This window comes from Cupriavidus sp. 01L45 (assembly GCF_056399885.1).
The window spans coordinates 1-18,363 of the sequence record NZ_JBFTSG010000058.1; the positions used below are offsets into that span (position 1 = coordinate 1).

Consider the following 18,363-nt stretch of genomic DNA (forward strand, 5'->3'; position numbering starts at 1 on the left):
TTCGCGCCGGTAACGGCAGATGGGCGAATGGGCTGGAATTCCGCTACCGGGGGCACCACCACGAATCCCTGGGCATTGGCCGGGTCGTGGTGCTCTGAATCGGTAACGGCACGAGTCTGTTAGAACCCGGGGCCTGACGACGAAACCATCGGGCTACGCAACCCCGACACGCCAGCCTCCTGCAAGGATCGCTTTCTTTTGGTTACTTTTCTTTACGAGTAAAGAAAAGTGACACCTCCGTGTGCGAAAACGGCCAACTACGTACAGCCGCGACAGCAGCTACAAGCAATAAAACCCCGCCCACCCACACCAGCAGCAACCAAAAACCCCAAACAAAACACCTAACTAAGCAACACAATCCCCCCAGGCAACGACCTCACCTCCAACCCCAACGACCGCTGCATCTGCGCAATAGCCTTATCAAGCGACCGGATCTGAAAACGCCCCGTCACATGCCTGGCCGCCACCTGCTTATCAAGCAACACCACCCTCCCCGGCCGATACCGATTAATCTCCTCAACCACCTCACGCAACGGCGCATCGGCAAACCGCAGGTAGCCATCCCGCCAAGCCGGCATCCACGTCGGATCGACACGCACAATCCGTCCGAGCGCAGCACTATCGTAGGTGAGTTGCTGCTTGCCGCTCAGCGTCGCGACACCCGCGGCATGCGCCACCTGCACCGTCCCCTCGACGCACGTCACGCACACACCGGCAGGCGTGACCCGCACTTCGAACCTGGCGCCCTGCGCAAACGCGCGCCCCGTCCCGGCGACGACCGCGAACGGCCGCGGCGCATTCAGGGTATCGACAGCGGCTTCGCCAGAGATCAGGTCGATGCCCTGCACGCGCCCCGCTCCGGAGCGCACGGCAATACTGGTGCGCGTATTCAGCTCGACGGTGACGTCCTCGGCCAGAGCCAGCCGGCGTTGCTCGCCGGTCGCGGTGCGGTAGTCCGCCCGCATCTCCTCCACGGAAGGCCACAGGCCCAGCGGCGGCTGGACGACGGCCACCGTCGCCGCCGCTGCCGCCGCGCTCATGGCGCCGCCGAGGAATGCGCGCCGCTGCCAGTCCGGCGCGCGCCGCGTCCCGGCAATGCGCCGGCTGGCCGGGTTGCGCGCCACCACCAGATGGCTGGCCTCGCCCAGTTGCTCCCATCGCTGCCGTGCCACGGCAAACGCAGCCCTGTGCGCGGGGTCCGCCATGCACCAGCGCCTGAGCGCCGCGCCGTCGGCCGGCGTCATCTCGCCCGCCGCCGCGCGGCGCACCCAGGCCAGCGCCTGCCGCTCGACCGCATCCAGCGCCCTGTCCTGTTGTCCCGGAAGATTCATCGTTCGTATCATGGCATCAAGCGAGCCGCCACCGTGGTTTGCCTGCACACATAGACAAGACGGTTGGGAAGCAACAGATCGGCATGCTTTTTTTCATCCATGCTTGGGCAGGTGCGCCATGCAGTATTCATGCGCCCGTTTCAGCTCCAGCCCGATCAGGCGCGGCGACACGCCGAAGCGCACCGCGGCCTCCTGGTTCGACAGTTCATCGACGCGCACCGCGAGGAAGATGGCCCGCCGCCGCGGCGGCATGCTCTCGATGAGACGGGCCACCGCTTCCACCTCGTCGCGTGCGGCCACGGTCTGCGCCGGGCCCGGGGCCGGGTCGGCGATCTCGGCCATCAGCGTCTCCACTTCTTCCGCGCTCATGTAGCGGCGGTCACGCTGCAGCCGATCCAGCGCCAGGTTGGTGGCCATGCGCATCAGGTAGGCGGCGGGGCTCTTGACCGGCTCGCCCTGTTCATTGCGTTCTTCCAGGTGTACCCAGGTGTCGTGCAACGCGTCGCTGGCGAGTTCGGCCGAACCCAGCCGCCACGTCAGGCGGCGTTTGAGGTCCTCGTAGCGCTGGGCCAGAAGGTCGCGCAAGGTCGAACGGCTGGAGTCGCTCATCTATCGGCTCATCTATCGGCTCGCCTGCCGGCCGCAGGGGAGCCTGCACGGTCCGGACTGCGCCGCCGCCGTATCGCAGCGGACGGGCTTGACCAGCAGCACGAAGGCTTTTGCCGGGTCCGCCGGCGGCTGGCCCAGGTCGACGCGCTCAACGGTTTCGACAATGGCCGCATCGCGTGCCTTGTCTCCCGTGGTGTCCAGCAGACGCACGCGCTGCACATGGCCGGACGCGTTGATCTGCACATAGAGCGCCAGCCGGTAATCCCCGAGCGCAAGGGCGGTACGCGCGCACAGCGCCTGGTAGATCTGCGACTGCACCGTGCCTTCGTATTGCCGCTGGGCACTGGCCGCTGGCTGGGCCACGGCCATGTCCGGGTTGGGCGCGCCGGGCACCAGCACGAAGGCATCGGCCGCCGTTGCCTGCACGTTCAGTCCCGTGCCCTCCAGCAATTTGCGCAGCGCCGCCTCCGGGCTGTAGCTCCCGTGAACGGCATTCGAGGTTCGCCCCGCAGCAAGCTCGGAGGAAAAGAAAACGGATAGGCTGGTCTGCGCATCGTATTGCGCCAGCGCCTGCTTCAATGGCTGGGCCGGCAGGTCGAATGCCATCTCCGTGGCGGGCTGCCCGGCGTGGACCTGCTGGCCGGCGAGGCTCAGAGCCAGGACCGCCATATAGCAGACCAGTGCACGCGCACCGGGGGATGCGACCAAGCTTGCCATCACGATCCAATGCCCTGTCCGTTGAGGAATCCATGCGGGGCCGGACGCACCGCCCGACCACATACCGGTCCGCATCGTAGGGATCCAATGTGACGCCGCCGTGACTCCATGGCAAGGATTGCCGTGACATGGCTCACTCCTCTTGCCCGGCGCCGGACGGCTGCTGCGTCTCGATGGCGATAAAGAGCCGCGCGCTGCCACGCTGGACCAGCAGCGCCACCGCGCCTTCCGTCGCGCTCACTTCTTCGGCCAGCGCCTCCACGCTGTCGACCGGCTGGCCGTTGAGCGCGAGGATCACGTCGCCGGTGTTCACGCCCGCGCGCAATGCTGCCGCGTTCACGCGCTGCACCAGCAGGCCGCCATCGATGCGCAGCACCTGCCGCTCCTGCGGCCACAGCGGCCTGACCATCATGCCCAGCGGCGCATGGCCCGGCGCGGCAACCTGTGCGACCCTGGGCGCGTCGAAGCGATCGGGCGTCACATGCAGCACCAGCGATGCACGTTCCCGCCAGATCCTGAACGGCGTTGCCGCGCCAGGCGGCAGGTCCGCGATAAAGATCAGCGCATCGGCGGACTGCGCGACGTCGCGCGGGCCCACCTGCAGGATCACGTCGCCCGGTTTCACACCGGCCCGGTTGGCGGCGCCGCCCGGCTGCACATAGCTCACCAGCGCCCCCGCCGGGCGCGGCAGGCGGAACGAATCGGCCAGGGCCTGCGTGACCTCCTGCACCGCCACCCCAATGCGGCCCCGCGTGACCGCGCCCTTGCTCTGCAACTGGTCCTTGATGCGCATGGCCACATCGATCGGGATGGCGAACGACAAGCCCTGGTAGCCGCCGCTGCGGCTGTAGATGCGGGAGTTGATGCCGATCACTTCACCCTTCAGGTTGAACAGCGGCCCGCCGGAGTTGCCGGGATTGACCGGTACGTCGGTCTGCAGGAAGGGCATGTACTCGGCGCCCGGCAGCACCCTGCCCTTGGCGCTGACGATGCCGGCCGTGACCGAGTTGGAAAAGCCATAGGGCGAGCCGATGGCCAGTGCCCAGTTGCCGACCTCGACACTGGCGGGATCGCCGATCTTCACCGTCGGCAGGCCGGTCGCGTCGATCTTGAGCAAGGCCACATCGGCCACGGTATCCAGCCCGACCAGCCGCGCCTTGAACTCGCGCCGGTCGGTCAGCTTCACGCTGACCTGCGTGCCGCGCGCGACCACGTGCGCGTTGGTGAGGATGTAGCCGTCGCCGCTGAGGATAAAGCCGGAGCCCAGGCTGGTCTCGTCGACGTTGTCCTGGCGCGGCACGACGCCGGCGGAACGCCCGCGCGGCGGATCGGCGTAAAGACGCGCGGGCGACGCCTCGCGCGCGACGCCGATGTTGACCACGGCCGGGCCATTCTCCCGAACCAGCCGCGAGAAATCGGGTGCCGCCTGCAGCGGCGCGCATCCGGCGGTGCCGGTCGCCAGCACAAACAGGAGCGCCGCCGAGGCAGCCGCCAGCGCGCAACGCATGGCGCGGCTGCGGCCTGGTTCGAAAGCGTCCGCCACGTCAACTGGCCGTTGGGAAATCCAGCGCAAGCTCCATCACCATCGGCTGGCGCATATCCGGCGGCGGCGGCTCGGACAAGGCCTGCGTCATCAGCACGGCGCGCAGGTCCGCATCGGCCTGCGCATTGCCCAGCGAGTCGAACTCCACGCGCTCGACCCGGCCGCTGGGCGCCAGCCATACGCGCATCACCAACGACGCGGCCGGGTGCGGTGCGGCCTGCCGCGGCAGCAAGCGATCCTGCATCCAGCCTTGCAAGCGCAGCGCCGCCGCGTCGGCATGGTCGTCCAGCCGCGCCTGCAACTGCGTGCTGGCCAGTTGCGCATAGCGCATCCAGTGCTGCGGAAACGGCTGCGCGGGCGCCTGCCCGGAGGCGGAGGACACCGCGCCCAGGCCCACCAGCCCCAGGGTACGGCGCAGGCGCCGCCAGAACTGCCGCGGCGCGTCCCGCTTGCGGGCGACGGGGCTGGACTGCCGGCTTGGATCAATGGGGGAATACATCGGAGTTCCTGTCTGTCGTCATGGCATACGCTCGGCTGCGAGGGTCCGCACGCCGTCATACTGAGACGGAACTCACTGGCCGGAGATGTCGTTTGTCACAGAAACTTCATATGCCATGCGCATCAGCGCCCGTACCCGCACTTGCGCCAGCGCGCGGCAGTCGATCCAGATGTCGTTGCTGTTGAGGCCCTTGCGGTCGCGGTTGAGCCCGCGCCGGTAGCGATTGATCTCGTCAAGCACATCGATCAGCCGCGCCTGGCTAAACACCAGTTCACCGTTCCGCCATGCCGAAACGCCAGCCGGTTCGATCCGCGCAACGCCGCCGGCGGCAACATCGTCATAGACCGTCTGCTGGCGTGCCTGCAGCACCCGGTTGCCGGCCGGATGCTCCACCCTCAGCGCCCCCTCGATACATGTCACGCAGACCTTGTCCGCCAGGTGCCGGACCTCGAAGCGTCGGCAAGTCACCGGCACCATGTTGAAATCGCCATCGTGGCACCAGGACGTGACGACCTCGATACAAAAAGCCTGCTGGGTGAAACATTGGAGATGCACCGGCCCGCCCCGGCTGACGGCAGGCCGTACGTCAGATCACCATCGCGCGCAACGTCACGGGGAGGCAGTTTCCTCTTCCGCCAGCACGGCGGCGCCGGTGTCCAGCGCTTGCCCGTCTGCAGGCGCGTCGGACACGGCGGGCTGGAAGTTGCGCAGATGGAGGAAGAACTGCCCCATCATCTGCATCCACAGCTGCATCGCCACGGTGAGATAGTCGGGGCCCACGCCGCCGGAGATCACCACGTCCATTTCCAGGACCAGGAATTCGCCATGCTGCGCGACGCGTGCGAAGCGCTTTGCGCGATGCCAGTCGCCAAGCACGCCCTCGGGCAGGGCACCACCTTGCACCCGCAGCGGGCAGCTCAGCGTGAAGTCCAGGTACTCGCCCGGCGTTACCGAATTGCCCCACAGGACCTGGAAGCCGACCCCGTGGCTGGCACTGTGCAGGCGCGGCACGCCGTCCTGCTCGATGGCCGCCACGGCGCATCCGGCGGCCTTGATGGCGTCAGCGACCTGGTCGGAAGTGGCCGCCATTAGCAGGGCGGGCTTGGTGTCTTCTGCGACTTCAACCTGGTTGGCATTTGCGTTCATGGTATTTCCTGAAACTTGAATGGGAAGGAGGATAGGTGGCTGGCCGGGGCAACATGCGCCCCGACCCGCGGCTTCAGTTCACTTTCTGCAGCACCGCGTCCAGCGCGGCGGTATCGATGCTCAACGTGCCCGCTTGCGTGAGTTTGGCAAGATAGGCCTGCACAAGCTGCTGCTGGCGCTGCTGGCGCATCGCCGCCACCAGCTGGGACTTGATCTCGTCCAGCGCCGCGGTACGGGCGGGCTGCGAATCCAGCAGCTTCACCACATGAAAGCCCGCGTCCGATTGCACCGGATCGCTGACCTGTCCGGCCTTGAGCCTGGCGACAACATCGCGCACTTCCGGCAGCATCTGGGCCAGCGGCAGCGTGCCGACTTCGCCGCCGCGCTCCGCGCCGCGGGCATCCTGCGAATGGCGCTTGGCCAGGGCGGCGAAATCGCCCTGGCGTGCCTGCCCGGCCAGCTTGCGCGCTTCATCGCGAACCCTGGCGGTGGCAGCCGCATCGCCGGCTTTGGTTGCCAGGAAAATCTGCGCGACGCGATACGTCGCTGGCACCTGGAAGTTCACCTTGCCCTCTTCGTAAGCCGCCTTGACCTCGGCCTCGGACGGATAGCCGGCCGGCACCTGCGTGACCGACTCCAGGTAGGTGGTGGATACGATCCGCGCGGAAATCTCGCGCACGGCGGCGTCCACGCGCGCCTTCACCTCCGGCTGGTCCGCCCATTCCTTGGCTTGCGCCTCGCGCAGCAGCGCTTCGCTGGCCAGGCGCTGGCGCAGCCAGTTCTCGATGCCCGCGCGGTTGCTCCTGGCGGCGGCCCGGTCCGCGTCGGGCAAGCCCTGCAGCAAGCGAGCCACATCGTCCTGGCCTACCGTGATCGTACCGAGGCGTGCCACGACAGGGGCGGCGGCGGGTTCCGCCGCCTGCACGGGTGCCGCGCTCAGCCAGGAAGCCAGCAAGATGCCGATGGCCGTACGCACCGGAGGCAGCACGGCCTGGACATGCAATTTCAATCGATTCATCTGCGTAGGTACCCTTTTCTCCGGACGCGCGGGCGCGCAGACGCGGGAACCGGCGGCGCCGCCCGGCCCACGCACAGCCGTGCGTTCCTCATTACAGCGCAGCAACATGACAAAGCACTCGCGCCCCAGCAACAGCAGGCTCGGCGCCACCGCGATGCACGGGCTGCTGCTGGATTCGCGGGTCACGGGCGCGCAGCCTCCGGCGCGCCTGTCGCCGCCCTGGCATCGGTCGAGGCGCTCGCCGCCGGCGCGGCCTGAGCCGCGCCGGCGGCCGAGAAGCGCCCTTCGTAGAGCTTGTCGCCATACTCCTGCGCGATCTGCTCGAACTTGACCCGGCTCTGCGCGGCAAAGGGCTGGCGAGCGATCATCACCGCGCCGATATCGACCGTCTCATACGCATGCAGGATCTCTTGCCCGACGGCGTACAACTGCGCGTTCTTGGCCTCGCATCGGGCTATCGCCGTGTTCCGCGACGTGGCCTCGACGGTCAGCCGCTGGCGCTCGGCCTCCGCCGCGCGCGCCAGCTTCAGCAGCTCGTCGTAGGCGTTGCGGTACTGGGCGACCTGCGCGCTCGCCTTCTCCGCGATGGCTTGCGCCTGCTGCTTTCCTTGCTGGTTCCTGTCGCTCAGCCTTTCGCGCTCCTGGCGCTCGGCCGCGAGCTGTGCGCGGGTGCGTTCCAGGTCTTTCCGGAGTGCCTCGGAATCCGTGGCGGGCGCAGCGGCGCCGCCGCCCTGCGGCGCGCCGGCCTTGAGCGCAGCCAGTTCGTTCTGCGCCTGCTGCAATTGCGTGGTCGTGATGCGCAGCTGCGCACGCAAGCGCTCTTCCATGGTCTGGGCCTGCTGGGCGTGGGCGGTTGCCCCCGCCATCAGGAGGCTGGCGCATAGCGCCAGCGGACGCCAGGCGCCTCGGAGGCATGATGTGGATGACACGGTATCCCTCCTAGAAGCGCGTGTTGATCTCGACCTGCAAGATATCGATTGCCAGCGGCGGGCCATAGACTTCCTTGGTCGACGTCCAGCGGCCGGTGAACCAGGTGTTCTTGTCGACAGCGTACGAGCCGCCCACGTAATAGCCGCGCGCGTTGGTGCCGCCCAGGTGGAAAGTCGAATCGTTGTAGCCGTCCGGCATCGAATCCGGCTCGATGCGCTTGTAGCCAAGCAGCAGGTTCCAGTCGCCCCTGGCAACGGTAACGGGCTTGCCCAGCGTGGCCTGGAACATGTAGGCGTTGCCGCCGCTCTTGAAGTCGGCGCGATTGGTGCCGCCGCTGCCGCCGAAGTTGTTGACGATGCCGCCGTTGGCGCGCGTGAACATGCCGTTCTCGTCGTACGCCAGGTTGCGGACGTAGTTCGCATCCATGCGCAGGCCGAGGCTGCCGGCCACCTTGGTTTCCCAGCGGAAGTTCAGGTCGAGCAACTGGAACTTGGAAGCCAGGCCCACGTACTGGGGCTGCGGCGTGCCGGCCGGATCCAGCGGGTTGAGCGCGATATTGCGCAACAGCATCAGCGTGTTGCCCTTCTGCATGAAGGCCGGCCGCGCCCAGTCCGTGCTGCAGCTGTCGGCGCCAGCGTACAAGGCGCAAGGCTGGGACACTTCGCCGCTGACATTGCGGAAGTCGTAATACGCCAGCGCTCCGCGCAGGCGGTTGTCGTTGTTGACCTTCCAACTGGCGCCGATCTGCGCGCCCAGCAGCCACTTCTTCTCGCTGCTCGCCTTGTTCTGGCTGCGGCTCGGGAAGTTGTCCGAGGAGTATTCGAGCGGAACCAGGCCGAGGGTGCCGAACAACGCCACGTCCCTGTTGGGCAGCGCCTTGTCGAACTGCGCCGCCAGGCCGTCGAAATTCAGGTCGTTCGAGAACAGCAGGTCGGACGACACGAACGGGTTGCCGAAGCGGCCAGCGGTCAGGTTGACCCACTCCGCCGGCCGGTATGACAGCCAGCCCTGGTCGAGCCACACGTTCTTCTTGGCAAGGCCGCCGCCAAGGGTCTGGTTGGTGGAAACGGGGCTGTCGTCATTGCCGGTCGCGATGCGGATGCCCGCATGGGTGCTCTCGGAAATATCGGCGTAGACGCCGAACCTCGCACGGGCGCGCAGCAGGCTCACGCGGTTCTGGCGCGTGTTGAGCAGCGGCGGCAGCGACAGGTTGGTGTTCGGGTTGACGTCGAAGCCCGGGCCCTGGTTGATCGCCGACCAGTCGATGGCACTATCGGTGTTGTTGCTGGAGTAGAAGCGCGATTCGTCGCGCACGCGCACATCGCCTTCGATGCGGATGCGCTTGGTCCACTCCGGCGTCTCGTTCGGAGCCGCCCAGCCCTCGGCCTGCGCCTGGGCCATGACCTGCCCCTTGACCTCGTCGCGGATCTGGTCGCGGACCGTGTCCGAGATATAGGGCACACGCACATCGCCCGGCTCCACGCGCATGCCGCCGGCGGTAGCGGCCGGCGCCACCGACGCCACGCGCTGCGCCTGCTGGGCAGCGATCGCCTCGGTCTGGGCCTGGGCCAGCAGCGCCTCGCCGGCGTCCTTGTTCAGCGCGCCGCTCTGGATCAGGCTGCGGATCAGCCTGACCATGGAGGTGTCGCCGGGCGCCGCGGCTTGCGCGTGGCCCGCGCCGCTCGCCGTCAGCAATGCGATCGCCATGGCCGCGGCCAGGACCTGCGTCTTGCGTATGGGCGCCGCCTGGTGTGAGGAGCGGCCCTTTGTTTCGTGCGTCTGCCACGCTGCACCACGGCCCAGATGTCGCTGGGGGATTGCTGGATGGTTCATCGGTTCGTTCAAGAGAATGGGATGGGATAGGTGGGACAGGCGGCGACGTGCCTCGGGCATCGTCACGGCCGGCGCCCCTTGATCGACATACGCATCGGAAAGCGCAGCGAAGCCGGCGGCCGCTCGTCGGCCCGGAAATCGCGCACCATGGCCAGCACGGCTTCGTCGGTCTGCGCGTTGCCGGTGCCGCGCACCAGTTGCGCGCGCGTCGCCTTGCCGTCGGCGTCCAGCCACAGATCGATGCGGATATCCTCGAACGCCAGTTGCCGGGTACGCTGGTCGCGCGCGAACGCCTGCTGCAAGGCATTCGAGACATAGCTCGCATAGGACCGGCTGCCGAGTCCGCCACCGCCGCCGGTCATGCCGCCGCCGCTCCCGGCCTGGATGCCGAAAGCGTCCGTGCCGGCTTGCGCCGCGCCGTCGATCGTGACCGGGTCGCCGAGGTCCTTCGACGGGCTTGGCGGCGCGTCGTCCTTCGGCGCTTCCTGAGGGTCCGCCGGTTTGGGCTCGACCACTTCCGGCTTGATCTTCTCCGGCTCCGGTTCGGGCAGCTTCTCGGGTTCGGGCGGCGGAGGCGGCGGCGGTGGCAGCACCAGCATCGGCGTGGCGGCCACCTCGCGCCTGGTGCTGGCCGTATCGGACAGCAGGCGCCAGACCAGCACAGCCAGCCCGACGATCACCAGCGCGCCGATGAGCAGCCCGCCCCAGCGGCGCCACAGGACGGCCGCGCGCTGCCGGGGGCGAGGAGTTGGATCGCGATGTTTCACCCGACTCTCCTCACGCCGGCTTGCCGGTGACGAGGCCGATCTGGTTCAGGTCGATGCGCCTGAGCAGGTCCAGCACCTCCACGACCTTCGCGTACTGCACGGCGGCATCGCCACGCACGATCACGGGGAAATCCGGTGTCAGGGCCTTCTCCGTGCGCAGGCGCTCCTCCAGTTCCGGCAGCGTCACCGGATAGGCATCGAGGAACACCTGGCCCGCGTTGTCGATCGTGATGGCCTTGGTCTTGGGCTTCTCCAGCGCGACCGACGAACTAGCCTTGGGCAGGTCCACCTTGATGCCCGGGATGCTGGCATTGCTGGTCAGGATAAAAATCACCAGCACCACCAGCAGCACATCGACGAAGGGAGTGATGTTGATGCCGCTCGAGCGCTTCTTGGTGCCGAACTTGGCTGCGTATGCCATGGCCGCGCGCTCCCCTTAAGCCCGGTGCAGGGCAGCGGGGACGCGACGTCCCTCGCCCTGCTCTTCGGCCAGGCGCGTGGCGAACTCATCCACGAACACCGCCATGTCGGCGCCGATCGAATCCGAACGAGAGGCCAGCCAGTTGTAGCCGAACAGCGCGGGAATCGCGACGCCCAGGCCGGCGGCGGTACACAGCAAGGCCGCGGCCATGCCCGGCGCCACCGAGTTGATATCCACCGCGCCGGCCATGGCCGCCACGACGAATACCAGCATGATCCCGATCACCGTGCCGAACAGGCCGACGTACGGCGCGCCCTCGATGGTGGTCGACAGCCAGTTCATGCGGGCCGCCATGCGTTCGCTCTCGCGCACCATCACGCCATCCATCGCCGCGCGGATCGCGCTGATGGTGGCATCGGAAACCGCATTGAGGTCGTAGCCCATCTGATGGCGGCGGTGCATTTCCTCGACCGCCATTTCATACAGGCGCCACAGCGACGAATCCGCCTTGACGTCCTCGGGGATCCGGTTGCTCTTGGCCAGTTGGTCCAGCGGCGCGCCGGACGCCTGGCGGAAGTGCACCATGAACGCGGCATTGGCGCGCGAGTTCGCACCGAAGCTGCGGCCCTTGCTGATCATGATGGCCCACGACAGCGCCATCATGATGCCGAGCAGGCCCACCACGATCCACGCGTCGAGCGGCATGGCCGCCAGGATGAAGCCGAAGTGGCTCTTGCCGGCCTGCTGCTCGTCGGCACCGAATACGGCAAGCCGCGACTCGGCGCCCTGCGATACGGCGTCCGCCAGGATCAGCGCATCCGGGCGTGCGATCTTGGACAGGCGCACTTCATCGATGGCGCCGGTGAAAGGGGCCAGTGTGGAGCCGGCAGCCGTGTCGGCACCCAGCGAGGCCGGCGTGTTCAAGGCCGGCAGGCTGGCCGCCAGCGACGCGGCGGGGCGTCCGCCGACATAGAGGGCCACGCTCTTGCCATCGGACTTGACCGCCAGGTGCGACCACTGTCCGGCCTGCACGGGCTGGCCGGGATTGCTGCGTTGGCCGTTGACCTGCACAAAGGGCACGCCCTGGTCGATGCCGATGACGAGTTCGCCCGCGCCATCGCGGCGGGCGTAGATGACTTGCAGCGGCCCAAGCTTCTCGGGGCGTACCCATGCGGAAAAGCCGAACTGCGCGCCGGCGGCCAGCGCCAGCGAAGGAGACGACGGCAGCACCAGCGGCGCGGCGCCGAGCTGCGCGCCCTTGCCGATGACCGTGCCATCGATGCTCACCACGGCGGTCTGGCTATGGTTGCCATAAGCCGTGGTATCGCGCGCCGGCACGCTGCCCTCGGCAAAGTGATAGACGAGGGTGTAGTCCGGGTCGAAGGTCCGCTGGCCATTGCCCGATGCCGGCGCCTTGGCATTGCCGTAGTACATCCACAACTGCTGCGGGCCGCCCGCCGATACCGCCGGCACATCGACCCAGACCAGCGCGATGCCCAGCAGCGGATCGAACTGTTCGATCTGGTGGTTGAGCACCGTCTTGTCGTCCGCCGCGACGAAGCGCAGGTCGGCGCCGGTCTCGCTCACGCCTTCGAAACTGAAGTTGCCGGTATGCAGGCGCAGCAGCACCGGAGTACGGCCCGCGTCGCCGCCGATCGCCCCGCCCTTGGGGCCGGCATCGATCGTGACCGGCTTGCGGTAAGCCCAGTCGGGCTGCCACCAGGCATGGGCCAGGTCAGGCAGTAGTGTGCTCAGCAGCGTGAGCACGAGCAAAAGGATGCGTCGCATGACAGTGGTTCTCGGTTAGCTCGTAAGGAATGGATGTAAAAGAGGCTGGAGCGAAGGTCAGTAGCTCGCGGTGACGCTGAAATTCACCCGCGGGTCGCCGCGCTCCGTGCGTGGCCCGGCCTTCAGCGGATAGCCCAGGTCCAGGCGCCCGGTGACTTTCTGGCCGAGGCGGAAGGTGGTGCCCATGCCCACCGAGGCGAGCGAGAAATTGCTCTGCTGCTCGGGCAACGGATCGCGCAGGCGCACCTGGCCGGCATCGGCGAACAAATAGGCGCGCCAGTTCTCGACCACGGAGGTAAAGAACGTGAGCGGCGGCGTGCGCATCTCGACGGAACCGACCACGCCGTAGTCACCCGTGGTTTCGGCCGACAGGTAGCCGCGCACGGAATTCATGCCGCCGGCGGCGATCTGCTCGTTCGACACCAGCGGGGAATCCGTGATCTGGGCAGCCAGGCGCCATCCCAGTTGCGCGTTCCCCGCAAAGGTGTACGTGCCATTGGTATCGCCCTTGAGCACCATGAAGCTCGGCGAAGCCTTGTAGCGCTTGTAGTCGAATTGCTGCGCCGTGCTGCCATAGCCGAGGAAACTGCGCGTGCCCGCGACCAGCGACAGGTTCAGGCCAAAGCTGCCGCGTTCCGTCTGCCCGAAGCCCGAATAGCCCAGGGTGATCGGCGCGTATTTGAGCGGCACGGTGTCGCCGCTGCTGCCCAGGCGCGTGACCTCCTCGTTGTCCTTGAAGTCCACGCCCGCGCTGAACGCGTGCCACCACGCGCCGGTGTTCGGCACGGTGTAGGTCGCCTTCACGCCGACCGCATAGCCCTTGCCCAGTACGTTCGTGCCGCCCACCGTCGCGACGTTGCTGTCCGACTTGTAGCCAGAAGCCTCGACGCCCCAGTTGGTCCCACGCAGCGGCGCCACATAAGAGCCCGACCACACCTGCGTCTGGTTCAGGTCCTGCGGCGCGCCAAAGAAGCTGACCGATGCGCTGTGGCCAAGTTGCCAGAGATTGTCGTGGCCAAGCGAAGCCGTGGCCCGCAGCTGTTTCGTGTCCGCGCTGTAGTCGTTGTTCAGGCCGACGCTCGCCCGCCACGGGCTGCTGTCGTCGACCTTGAGATCCACGTCCATCGTGCCGGGCAGCGTGCCCTGCCGGACCAGCGGCATCACCTGCCGGTTCCCGCCGCGGTTCAGCGCGGTCAGCTCCGTCTGCGCCTGGTTGAAATCCGGCACCGCGCCCTCCGCCAGCGCGGGCACCTGCTCACGCACCTCCACCGGCGAGTTGTATTGCGCGCCAACCACGCGCACGCGCCCCACCTTGGTCTCGCTCACCTGCAGGAAGATCACGCCGCCGACAGCCTGCTGCTCGGGCAGGTCCACGTACACCGACTGGAAACCCTTGGCCTGGTAAGCCGCGAGCAAGGCATCGCGCGCGCCCTCGATATCCTTCATGGTGCGTTTGGGGCCGAGGTAAGGCGTCACCGCGCGCTCGATCGAGCGTGCGTCCAGCACCGTGTTCCCACGCACGATGTACTCATTGATGTCGACGCGGCGTTCCGCTTCGGGCTGTACGGCAGGTGCCGGCGCCTCCGCCGCTGCATCGGCCGTAGCCTGCGCCATGGCTGTTCCCTGCGCCCCTAGTCCCAGTATCGCGAGACACACCGCCCTCCAGCGCCCGGACGCTTCTTTCTTGTTCTTGCCTTGCATGTGTTTACTCAATTCCTTGCGAAACAATTGCCGTCGTTCCCTTGCGCCGGCGCCCCCACCAGAGGCAAGTCGCATGCGATCGCATCCGCGAGGCCATGATGAGCGGTCATCATTTCAGCGCCGCGTACGAATGGTTAGACGAACGGCCCGCGCGGCGACTGTCGTTTGTCACGAAAGCTTCATGCGCGCAGGCGGGCGTTGGCGATGCGCTTTAAAGGCAGGTGTTCGCGGATAGGAAATTACGTGCCGCGCGGTCTGAAAGGCGGCGCTACACTTCAGGCATATCGCCAATGCCGTTTTTGGCGAGCAACGATGACGGAGCACGAAATGGGCAAGTGGCTGGCAGTTGCGGCAATGACCGTGGGTAGCCTTGGGACGGCCGGCTCCCTGCTCGCTTCGGAGGCGCCCCCACCGATGGGGGATGCCGCGGCGAGTTGTGTCGAGGTCGAAGTCGATGGCGTGCGGGCCCCGTCGTTTACCTGCCTGACGCAAAAGCTGATTCCCAAGCCCGGCCCGGGCGAGCCGCCCTCTGACCGGAAGCTGGCATCCGAAGCCATCGTGGAACGCCCCTCCAATGCACTGGGGCTGTTCAACTATTCGGCGACAAGCCACCGCATGGGCAACACCTTCGGTACATTGGTCACGCCGCAGCGGCCATCCAATCCGGCGCCATAGGCGGGCCGGTTAATTCATTTCCATTTTTTTAAAGGAAAAGACGTGCCATTCATCATCGCCGGCCTGGCATTGATCGGTGCCCTCATCTACGGCGCGGTCCGTCTCTACGCAACGGTAGCCGCCGCCTTTGGCTGGCTCGCCGGTACCGCTGCCGTCGTGTTCTGCGCGGCACTGCTTGCTGCATTCGTCGCAAGCCTGGTGCGCCGCTATCGCGCGATCCACGGCGTGACGGTCAAAGGGGAACGCATCCTGTCGCTGGAGGGATCGTGGGGAAAGGTCCGTGTGGACCCTGAGCGCAAACGTGGCGCACTGGACGTCGACGGCCAGCAGACGAAGTTTATTTTTGCGGATATCGCGGGCGCCAGCGCGCTGGAGAACGGCGGCGAATGGAAGCTTGCATTGCGTCTGGAACACAATGCGCAAGGCGGCTGGAATATACCGATGGCGAATCGGAAGGAGGCGTTGCGCTGGGCGAAGATATTCGACCTGGCTGCCGTGCAGAAGCTTTGAATGCTCGCATGGCAAGGATCGGCGGAGCACGCGCCGAGGCCATCGCAGAAAAGAAAAAGCCCCGCAGAAACCTGCGGGGCTTTTCTCAATAATGGTGGGCCTCCCGTGAGTCGAACACGGCACCAACGGATTATGAGTCCGCTGCTCTAACCAGGCATGAGCTAGAGGCCCAGGAAAGTCAGACCGGCATGATACCGATCAACTACCTTCGAGGAAACTCTTAAGCTTATCAGAGCGGCTCGGATGGCGCAGCTTTCGCAGTGCCTTGGCTTCTATCTGGCGGATCCGTTCGCGGGTGACGTCGAACTGCTTGCCGACTTCTTCCAGCGTGTGATCGGTGCTCATTTCGATGCCGAAACGCATGCGCAGCACCTTGGCTTCGCGCGGCGTGAGCGAGTCCAGCACGTCCTTGACGACGTCGCGCATGGAGCCGTGCAGCGCTGCTTCGGCCGGGGCCAGCGTGTTGGTGTCTTCGATGAAGTCGCCCAGATGGGAGTCGTCGTCGTCGCCGATCGGCGTTTCCATGGAGATCGGCTCCTTCGCGATCTTCATGATCTTGCGGATCTTGTCTTCCGGCATCTCCATCTTCTCGGCCAGCGTTGCCGGATCCGGTTCGTTGCCGGTTTCCTGCAGGATCTGGCGCGAGATGCGGTTCATCTTGTTGATCGTTTCGATCATGTGCACCGGGATACGGATGGTACGCGCCTGATCGGCGATCGAACGGGTGATGGCCTGGCGGATCCACCACGTGGCGTAGGTCGAGAACTTGTAGCCGCGGCGGTATTCGAACTTGTCCACCGCCTTCATCAGCCCGATGTTGCCTTCCTGGATCAGATCGAGGAACTGCAGGCCGCGATTGGTGTATTTCTTGGCGATCGAGATCACCAGGCGCAGGTTGGCCTCGGTCATCTCGCGCTTGGCTTCGCGGGCGCGCTTCTCGCCCTCGCTCATCTTGCGGTTGACGTCCTTGAGCTCCTTCAGCGGCAGCACCACGCGCAACTGCAGGTCGATCAGCTTTTGCTGCAGTTCACGCACGGCCGGCACATTGCGCTCGACGGTGACGCTGTACGGCTTGCTGTCGGCGATGATCGTGTCGATCCACTCGAGGTTGGTTTCGTTACCCGGGAAGCGGGCGACGAAGTCGGCGCGCGGCATGCCGCACTTGTCCACCACGATCTTCAGGATGGAGCGCTCAAGCTTGCGCACTTCGTCCACCTGGCCACGCAGCGTGTCGCACAGGCGTTCGACGTTGCGCGCGGTGAAGCGGATGGTCATCAGTTCGTTCTGGATGGCTTCCTGGGCCTTGACGTAGGCCTTGGACTTGTAGCCCTCCTTCTCGAACGAGCGGCGCATCTTGTCGAACTGCTCGGCGATGACGCGGAATTTTTCCAGAGCGCCCTGCTTCAGTTCTTCAAGCTGGCGCGCGGAGGCAGCCAGGCCACCGGCATCGTCGTCCTCGTCTTCGTCGGACTCTTCATCGTCCGACTCCTCGTCGTCTTCCTCGGCCACTGGCGCGGCAACAGGCGCCGGCGGCGCCACGGGAACATCCTCGGCGTTGGGGTCGATCAGGCCATCGACGAACTCGTCGATCTTGATCTCGTCGCTGGCAACGCGTTCGGCCAGGGCCAGGATCTCGGAGATCGTGACCGGGCACGCCGAGATCGCCATCACCATGTCTTTCAGGCCGGCTTCGATGCGCTTGGCGATTTCGATTTCGCCTTCGCGCGTGAGCAGCTCCACCGTGCCCATCTCGCGCATGTACATGCGCACGGGATCGGTGGTGCGGCCGAACTCGGAGTCCACCGTGGAAAGCGCGGCCTCAGCTTCTTCCTCGGCTTCTTCCTCGCTGGTGGCGGACGGGGCATTGTCGTTGAGCAGCAGCGTTTCCGCGTCCGGCGCCTGCTCGTAGACGGCGATGCCGATGTCGTTCAGCGTGGCGACCAGGGTGTCGATCGTTTCCGAATCGACCATGTCGTCCGGCAGGTGATCGTTGATCTCCGCGTACGTCAGGTAACCGCGTGACTTGCCCAGCTTGATCAGCGCCTTGAGCTTCTGGCGGCGCACCTCCAGTTCTTCCTCGGTGCCCTGCTGGGTCGAGGCGAACTCCTTGAGCAGAGCCTTTTCCTTGGCCTTGCGGTCGCGAGCCTTCTGCTTTTCGGACTTGGGGGCGGCCGCGGGCGCTGCGGCGGGGATCTCGTCTTCGTAAAGCTCTTCAGTCACGTCGTCTGTAGTGCTGTCGTCGTGCTGCGATCCGGCCTTGGGCTTGCGGCCACGCTTCTTCGGCTCCGGCTTGACTGCCGGAGCGGCGGGACGCTCGGATGCAACGGGGGCGGAAGTTGTGGCAACCGGCGTGTCCTCGGACGCGGGCGCGCCTGACTTGGCGTCTCCCGTCTTGGCGCTGGCCGCTGCCGTTCGCTTGCTCTCGACTTCGGTATTCTGCTGTTTCGCCACGGTAATACTCTTGCCTTTCACAGGTACAGACGCGGCGTTCTTGCCGCTTGTATTGGCGCTATCGCCGCTCTCGCGTGCCGAAGTCGAGGGCCTCAAGTTCTCGGATATGCGAGTCCCGGTGGTGGTGGACGCTGCGGGCGCCTTGGCGCTTCGAGCAGTCTTAGCTGGCACAGGCTGGGCTGGCGTCTTGACTGACGCGGCTGTCTTCGCAGCCGCCGATGTCTTCGCGGACGCCTTGCCGCTCCCTGATTGGGGAGCATTAGTGGGAACCTTTTCGGTTGCTTTGGCCTTTGCCATTGGCACGCTCACTTTCACCAGAACGGGAGAGAAAGATTTCGCTATCCAAACCGGCTATTGTAGCACGTCGCAATTAGCCGGCTTCCCAACAGGTGAGGATTTCACCTGATAAATCAAGGCTTAAGCT

At 66.2% G+C, this 18,363-nt stretch carries 18 protein-coding genes and 1 tRNA gene; 3 read left to right on the forward strand and 16 right to left on the reverse strand.

The genetic code is table 11. The features are described from left to right. Positions 1 to 341: 341 nt before the first annotated feature. The 14 genes from AC1DT6_RS31770 to AC1DT6_RS31835 all read right to left on the reverse strand — a co-directional run bounded on the left by AC1DT6_RS31770 (position 342) and on the right by AC1DT6_RS31835 (position 14,216). Positions 342 to 1,331, reverse strand: coding sequence for a FecR family protein (locus tag AC1DT6_RS31770; RefSeq protein ID WP_477115200.1), 990 nt, complete (start codon positions 1,329 to 1,331; stop codon positions 342 to 344). Positions 1,332 to 1,424: 93 nt separating this feature from the next. After that, on the reverse strand, positions 1,425 to 1,940 hold the full coding sequence (locus tag AC1DT6_RS31775) for an RNA polymerase sigma factor (RefSeq protein WP_035860935.1): 516 nt from the start codon (positions 1,938 to 1,940) through the stop codon (positions 1,425 to 1,427). 12 nt (positions 1,941 to 1,952) lie between these two features. Next, the gene (locus AC1DT6_RS31780; protein ID WP_441637606.1) at positions 1,953 to 2,657 is read right to left on the reverse strand and encodes a secretin and TonB N-terminal domain-containing protein; all 705 of its coding nucleotides are present in this window, start codon (positions 2,655 to 2,657) and stop codon (positions 1,953 to 1,955) included. A gap of 133 nt (positions 2,658 to 2,790) precedes the next feature. Then, complete coding sequence (locus tag AC1DT6_RS31785) at positions 2,791 to 4,164, reverse strand: trypsin-like peptidase domain-containing protein (RefSeq protein ID WP_441637604.1); 1,374 nt, start codon at positions 4,162 to 4,164, stop codon at positions 2,791 to 2,793. Positions 4,165 to 4,201: 37 nt separating this feature from the next. Beyond that, complete coding sequence (locus AC1DT6_RS31790; protein ID WP_441637602.1) at positions 4,202 to 4,699, reverse strand: YbaB/EbfC family DNA-binding protein; 498 nt, start codon at positions 4,697 to 4,699, stop codon at positions 4,202 to 4,204. Positions 4,700 to 4,771: 72 nt separating this feature from the next. Beyond that, positions 4,772 to 5,254: a FecR family protein gene (locus AC1DT6_RS31795; protein WP_477115201.1), complete on the reverse strand. Its 483-nt coding sequence runs from the start codon at positions 5,252 to 5,254 to the stop codon at positions 4,772 to 4,774. Between the two features lie 54 nt (positions 5,255 to 5,308). Continuing rightward, positions 5,309 to 5,845, reverse strand: coding sequence for a YbjN domain-containing protein (locus tag AC1DT6_RS31800; protein ID WP_441631531.1), 537 nt, complete (start codon positions 5,843 to 5,845; stop codon positions 5,309 to 5,311). A gap of 73 nt (positions 5,846 to 5,918) precedes the next feature. Further along, positions 5,919 to 7,049, reverse strand: a complete 1,131-nt coding sequence (locus AC1DT6_RS31805; protein WP_441631532.1) for a peptidylprolyl isomerase — start codon at positions 7,047 to 7,049, stop codon at positions 5,919 to 5,921. Next, positions 7,046 to 7,792 carry a hypothetical protein gene (locus tag AC1DT6_RS31810; RefSeq protein WP_441631534.1) on the reverse strand — a complete coding sequence of 249 codons (747 nt, stop codon included), beginning with the start codon at positions 7,790 to 7,792 and terminating at the stop codon, positions 7,046 to 7,048. Before AC1DT6_RS31810 ends, AC1DT6_RS31805 begins: the two co-directional genes overlap by 4 nt. A gap of 10 nt (positions 7,793 to 7,802) precedes the next feature. After that, positions 7,803 to 9,500, reverse strand: a complete 1,698-nt coding sequence (locus tag AC1DT6_RS31815) for a putative porin (RefSeq protein ID WP_441631536.1) — start codon at positions 9,498 to 9,500, stop codon at positions 7,803 to 7,805. Positions 9,501 to 9,688: 188 nt separating this feature from the next. Continuing rightward, a complete protein-coding gene (locus tag AC1DT6_RS31820; protein ID WP_441631538.1) occupies positions 9,689 to 10,393 on the reverse strand; it encodes an energy transducer TonB family protein in 705 nt (234 codons plus the stop codon). A 10-nt stretch (positions 10,394 to 10,403) separates the two neighbouring features. After that, the gene (locus AC1DT6_RS31825; protein WP_035866382.1) at positions 10,404 to 10,814 is read right to left on the reverse strand and encodes an ExbD/TolR family protein; all 411 of its coding nucleotides are present in this window, start codon (positions 10,812 to 10,814) and stop codon (positions 10,404 to 10,406) included. Positions 10,815 to 10,829: 15 nt separating this feature from the next. Next, positions 10,830 to 12,602 carry a DUF2341 domain-containing protein gene (locus AC1DT6_RS31830; RefSeq protein WP_441631540.1) on the reverse strand — a complete coding sequence of 591 codons (1,773 nt, stop codon included), beginning with the start codon at positions 12,600 to 12,602 and terminating at the stop codon, positions 10,830 to 10,832. 57 nt (positions 12,603 to 12,659) lie between these two features. Next, the gene (locus AC1DT6_RS31835; protein ID WP_441631542.1) at positions 12,660 to 14,216 is read right to left on the reverse strand and encodes a ShlB/FhaC/HecB family hemolysin secretion/activation protein; all 1,557 of its coding nucleotides are present in this window, start codon (positions 14,214 to 14,216) and stop codon (positions 12,660 to 12,662) included. Positions 14,217 to 14,615: 399 nt separating this feature from the next. Between AC1DT6_RS31835 and AC1DT6_RS31840 the strand changes: the two genes are divergently transcribed. Together AC1DT6_RS31840 and AC1DT6_RS31845 are read left to right on the forward strand one after the other, a co-directional pair. After that, positions 14,616 to 14,978: a hypothetical protein gene (locus AC1DT6_RS31840; RefSeq protein ID WP_441631544.1), complete on the forward strand. Its 363-nt coding sequence runs from the start codon at positions 14,616 to 14,618 to the stop codon at positions 14,976 to 14,978. A 42-nt stretch (positions 14,979 to 15,020) separates the two neighbouring features. Then, complete coding sequence (locus AC1DT6_RS31845) at positions 15,021 to 15,488, forward strand: hypothetical protein (protein ID WP_441631546.1); 468 nt, start codon at positions 15,021 to 15,023, stop codon at positions 15,486 to 15,488. A 92-nt stretch (positions 15,489 to 15,580) separates the two neighbouring features. Here the strand turns inward: AC1DT6_RS31845 and AC1DT6_RS31850 are convergent. Together AC1DT6_RS31850 and rpoD are read right to left on the reverse strand one after the other, a co-directional pair. After that, positions 15,581 to 15,659: transfer RNA gene (locus tag AC1DT6_RS31850), tRNA-Ile, on the reverse strand. A gap of 27 nt (positions 15,660 to 15,686) precedes the next feature. Further along, positions 15,687 to 17,960, reverse strand: coding sequence for an RNA polymerase sigma factor RpoD (gene rpoD / locus AC1DT6_RS31855; RefSeq protein WP_035866396.1), 2,274 nt, complete (start codon positions 17,958 to 17,960; stop codon positions 15,687 to 15,689). Here rpoD and AC1DT6_RS31860 point away from each other — a divergent pair. Then, the gene (locus AC1DT6_RS31860) at positions 17,950 to 18,345 is read left to right on the forward strand and encodes a hypothetical protein (protein WP_441631550.1); all 396 of its coding nucleotides are present in this window, start codon (positions 17,950 to 17,952) and stop codon (positions 18,343 to 18,345) included. The genes rpoD and AC1DT6_RS31860 overlap by 11 nt on opposite strands. Positions 18,346 to 18,363: the final 18 nt, after the last annotated feature.

Bases quoted from the DNA above. Each gene is read 5' to 3' on its own strand.
- AC1DT6_RS31770 (WP_477115200.1), bottom strand. From the start codon at position 1,331: ATGAATCTTCCGGGACAACAGGACAGGGCGCTGGATGCGGTCGAGCGG.
- AC1DT6_RS31775 (WP_035860935.1), bottom strand. From the start codon at position 1,940: ATGAGCGACTCCAGCCGTTCGACCTTGCGCGACCTTCTGGCCCAGCGC.
- AC1DT6_RS31780 (WP_441637606.1), bottom strand. From the start codon at position 2,657: ATGGCAAGCTTGGTCGCATCCCCCGGTGCGCGTGCACTGGTCTGCTAT.
- AC1DT6_RS31785 (WP_441637604.1), bottom strand. From the start codon at position 4,164: ATGCGTTGCGCGCTGGCGGCTGCCTCGGCGGCGCTCCTGTTTGTGCTG.
- AC1DT6_RS31790 (WP_441637602.1), bottom strand. From the start codon at position 4,699: ATGTATTCCCCCATTGATCCAAGCCGGCAGTCCAGCCCCGTCGCCCGC.
- AC1DT6_RS31800 (WP_441631531.1), bottom strand. From the start codon at position 5,845: ATGAACGCAAATGCCAACCAGGTTGAAGTCGCAGAAGACACCAAGCCC.
- AC1DT6_RS31815 (WP_441631536.1), bottom strand. From the start codon at position 9,500: ATGGCGATCGCATTGCTGACGGCGAGCGGCGCGGGCCACGCGCAAGCC.
- AC1DT6_RS31825 (WP_035866382.1), bottom strand. From the start codon at position 10,814: ATGGCATACGCAGCCAAGTTCGGCACCAAGAAGCGCTCGAGCGGCATC.
- AC1DT6_RS31830 (WP_441631540.1), bottom strand. From the start codon at position 12,602: ATGCGACGCATCCTTTTGCTCGTGCTCACGCTGCTGAGCACACTACTG.
- AC1DT6_RS31835 (WP_441631542.1), bottom strand. From the start codon at position 14,216: ATGGCGCAGGCTACGGCCGATGCAGCGGCGGAGGCGCCGGCACCTGCC.
- AC1DT6_RS31840 (WP_441631544.1), top strand. From the start codon at position 14,616: ATGACGGAGCACGAAATGGGCAAGTGGCTGGCAGTTGCGGCAATGACC.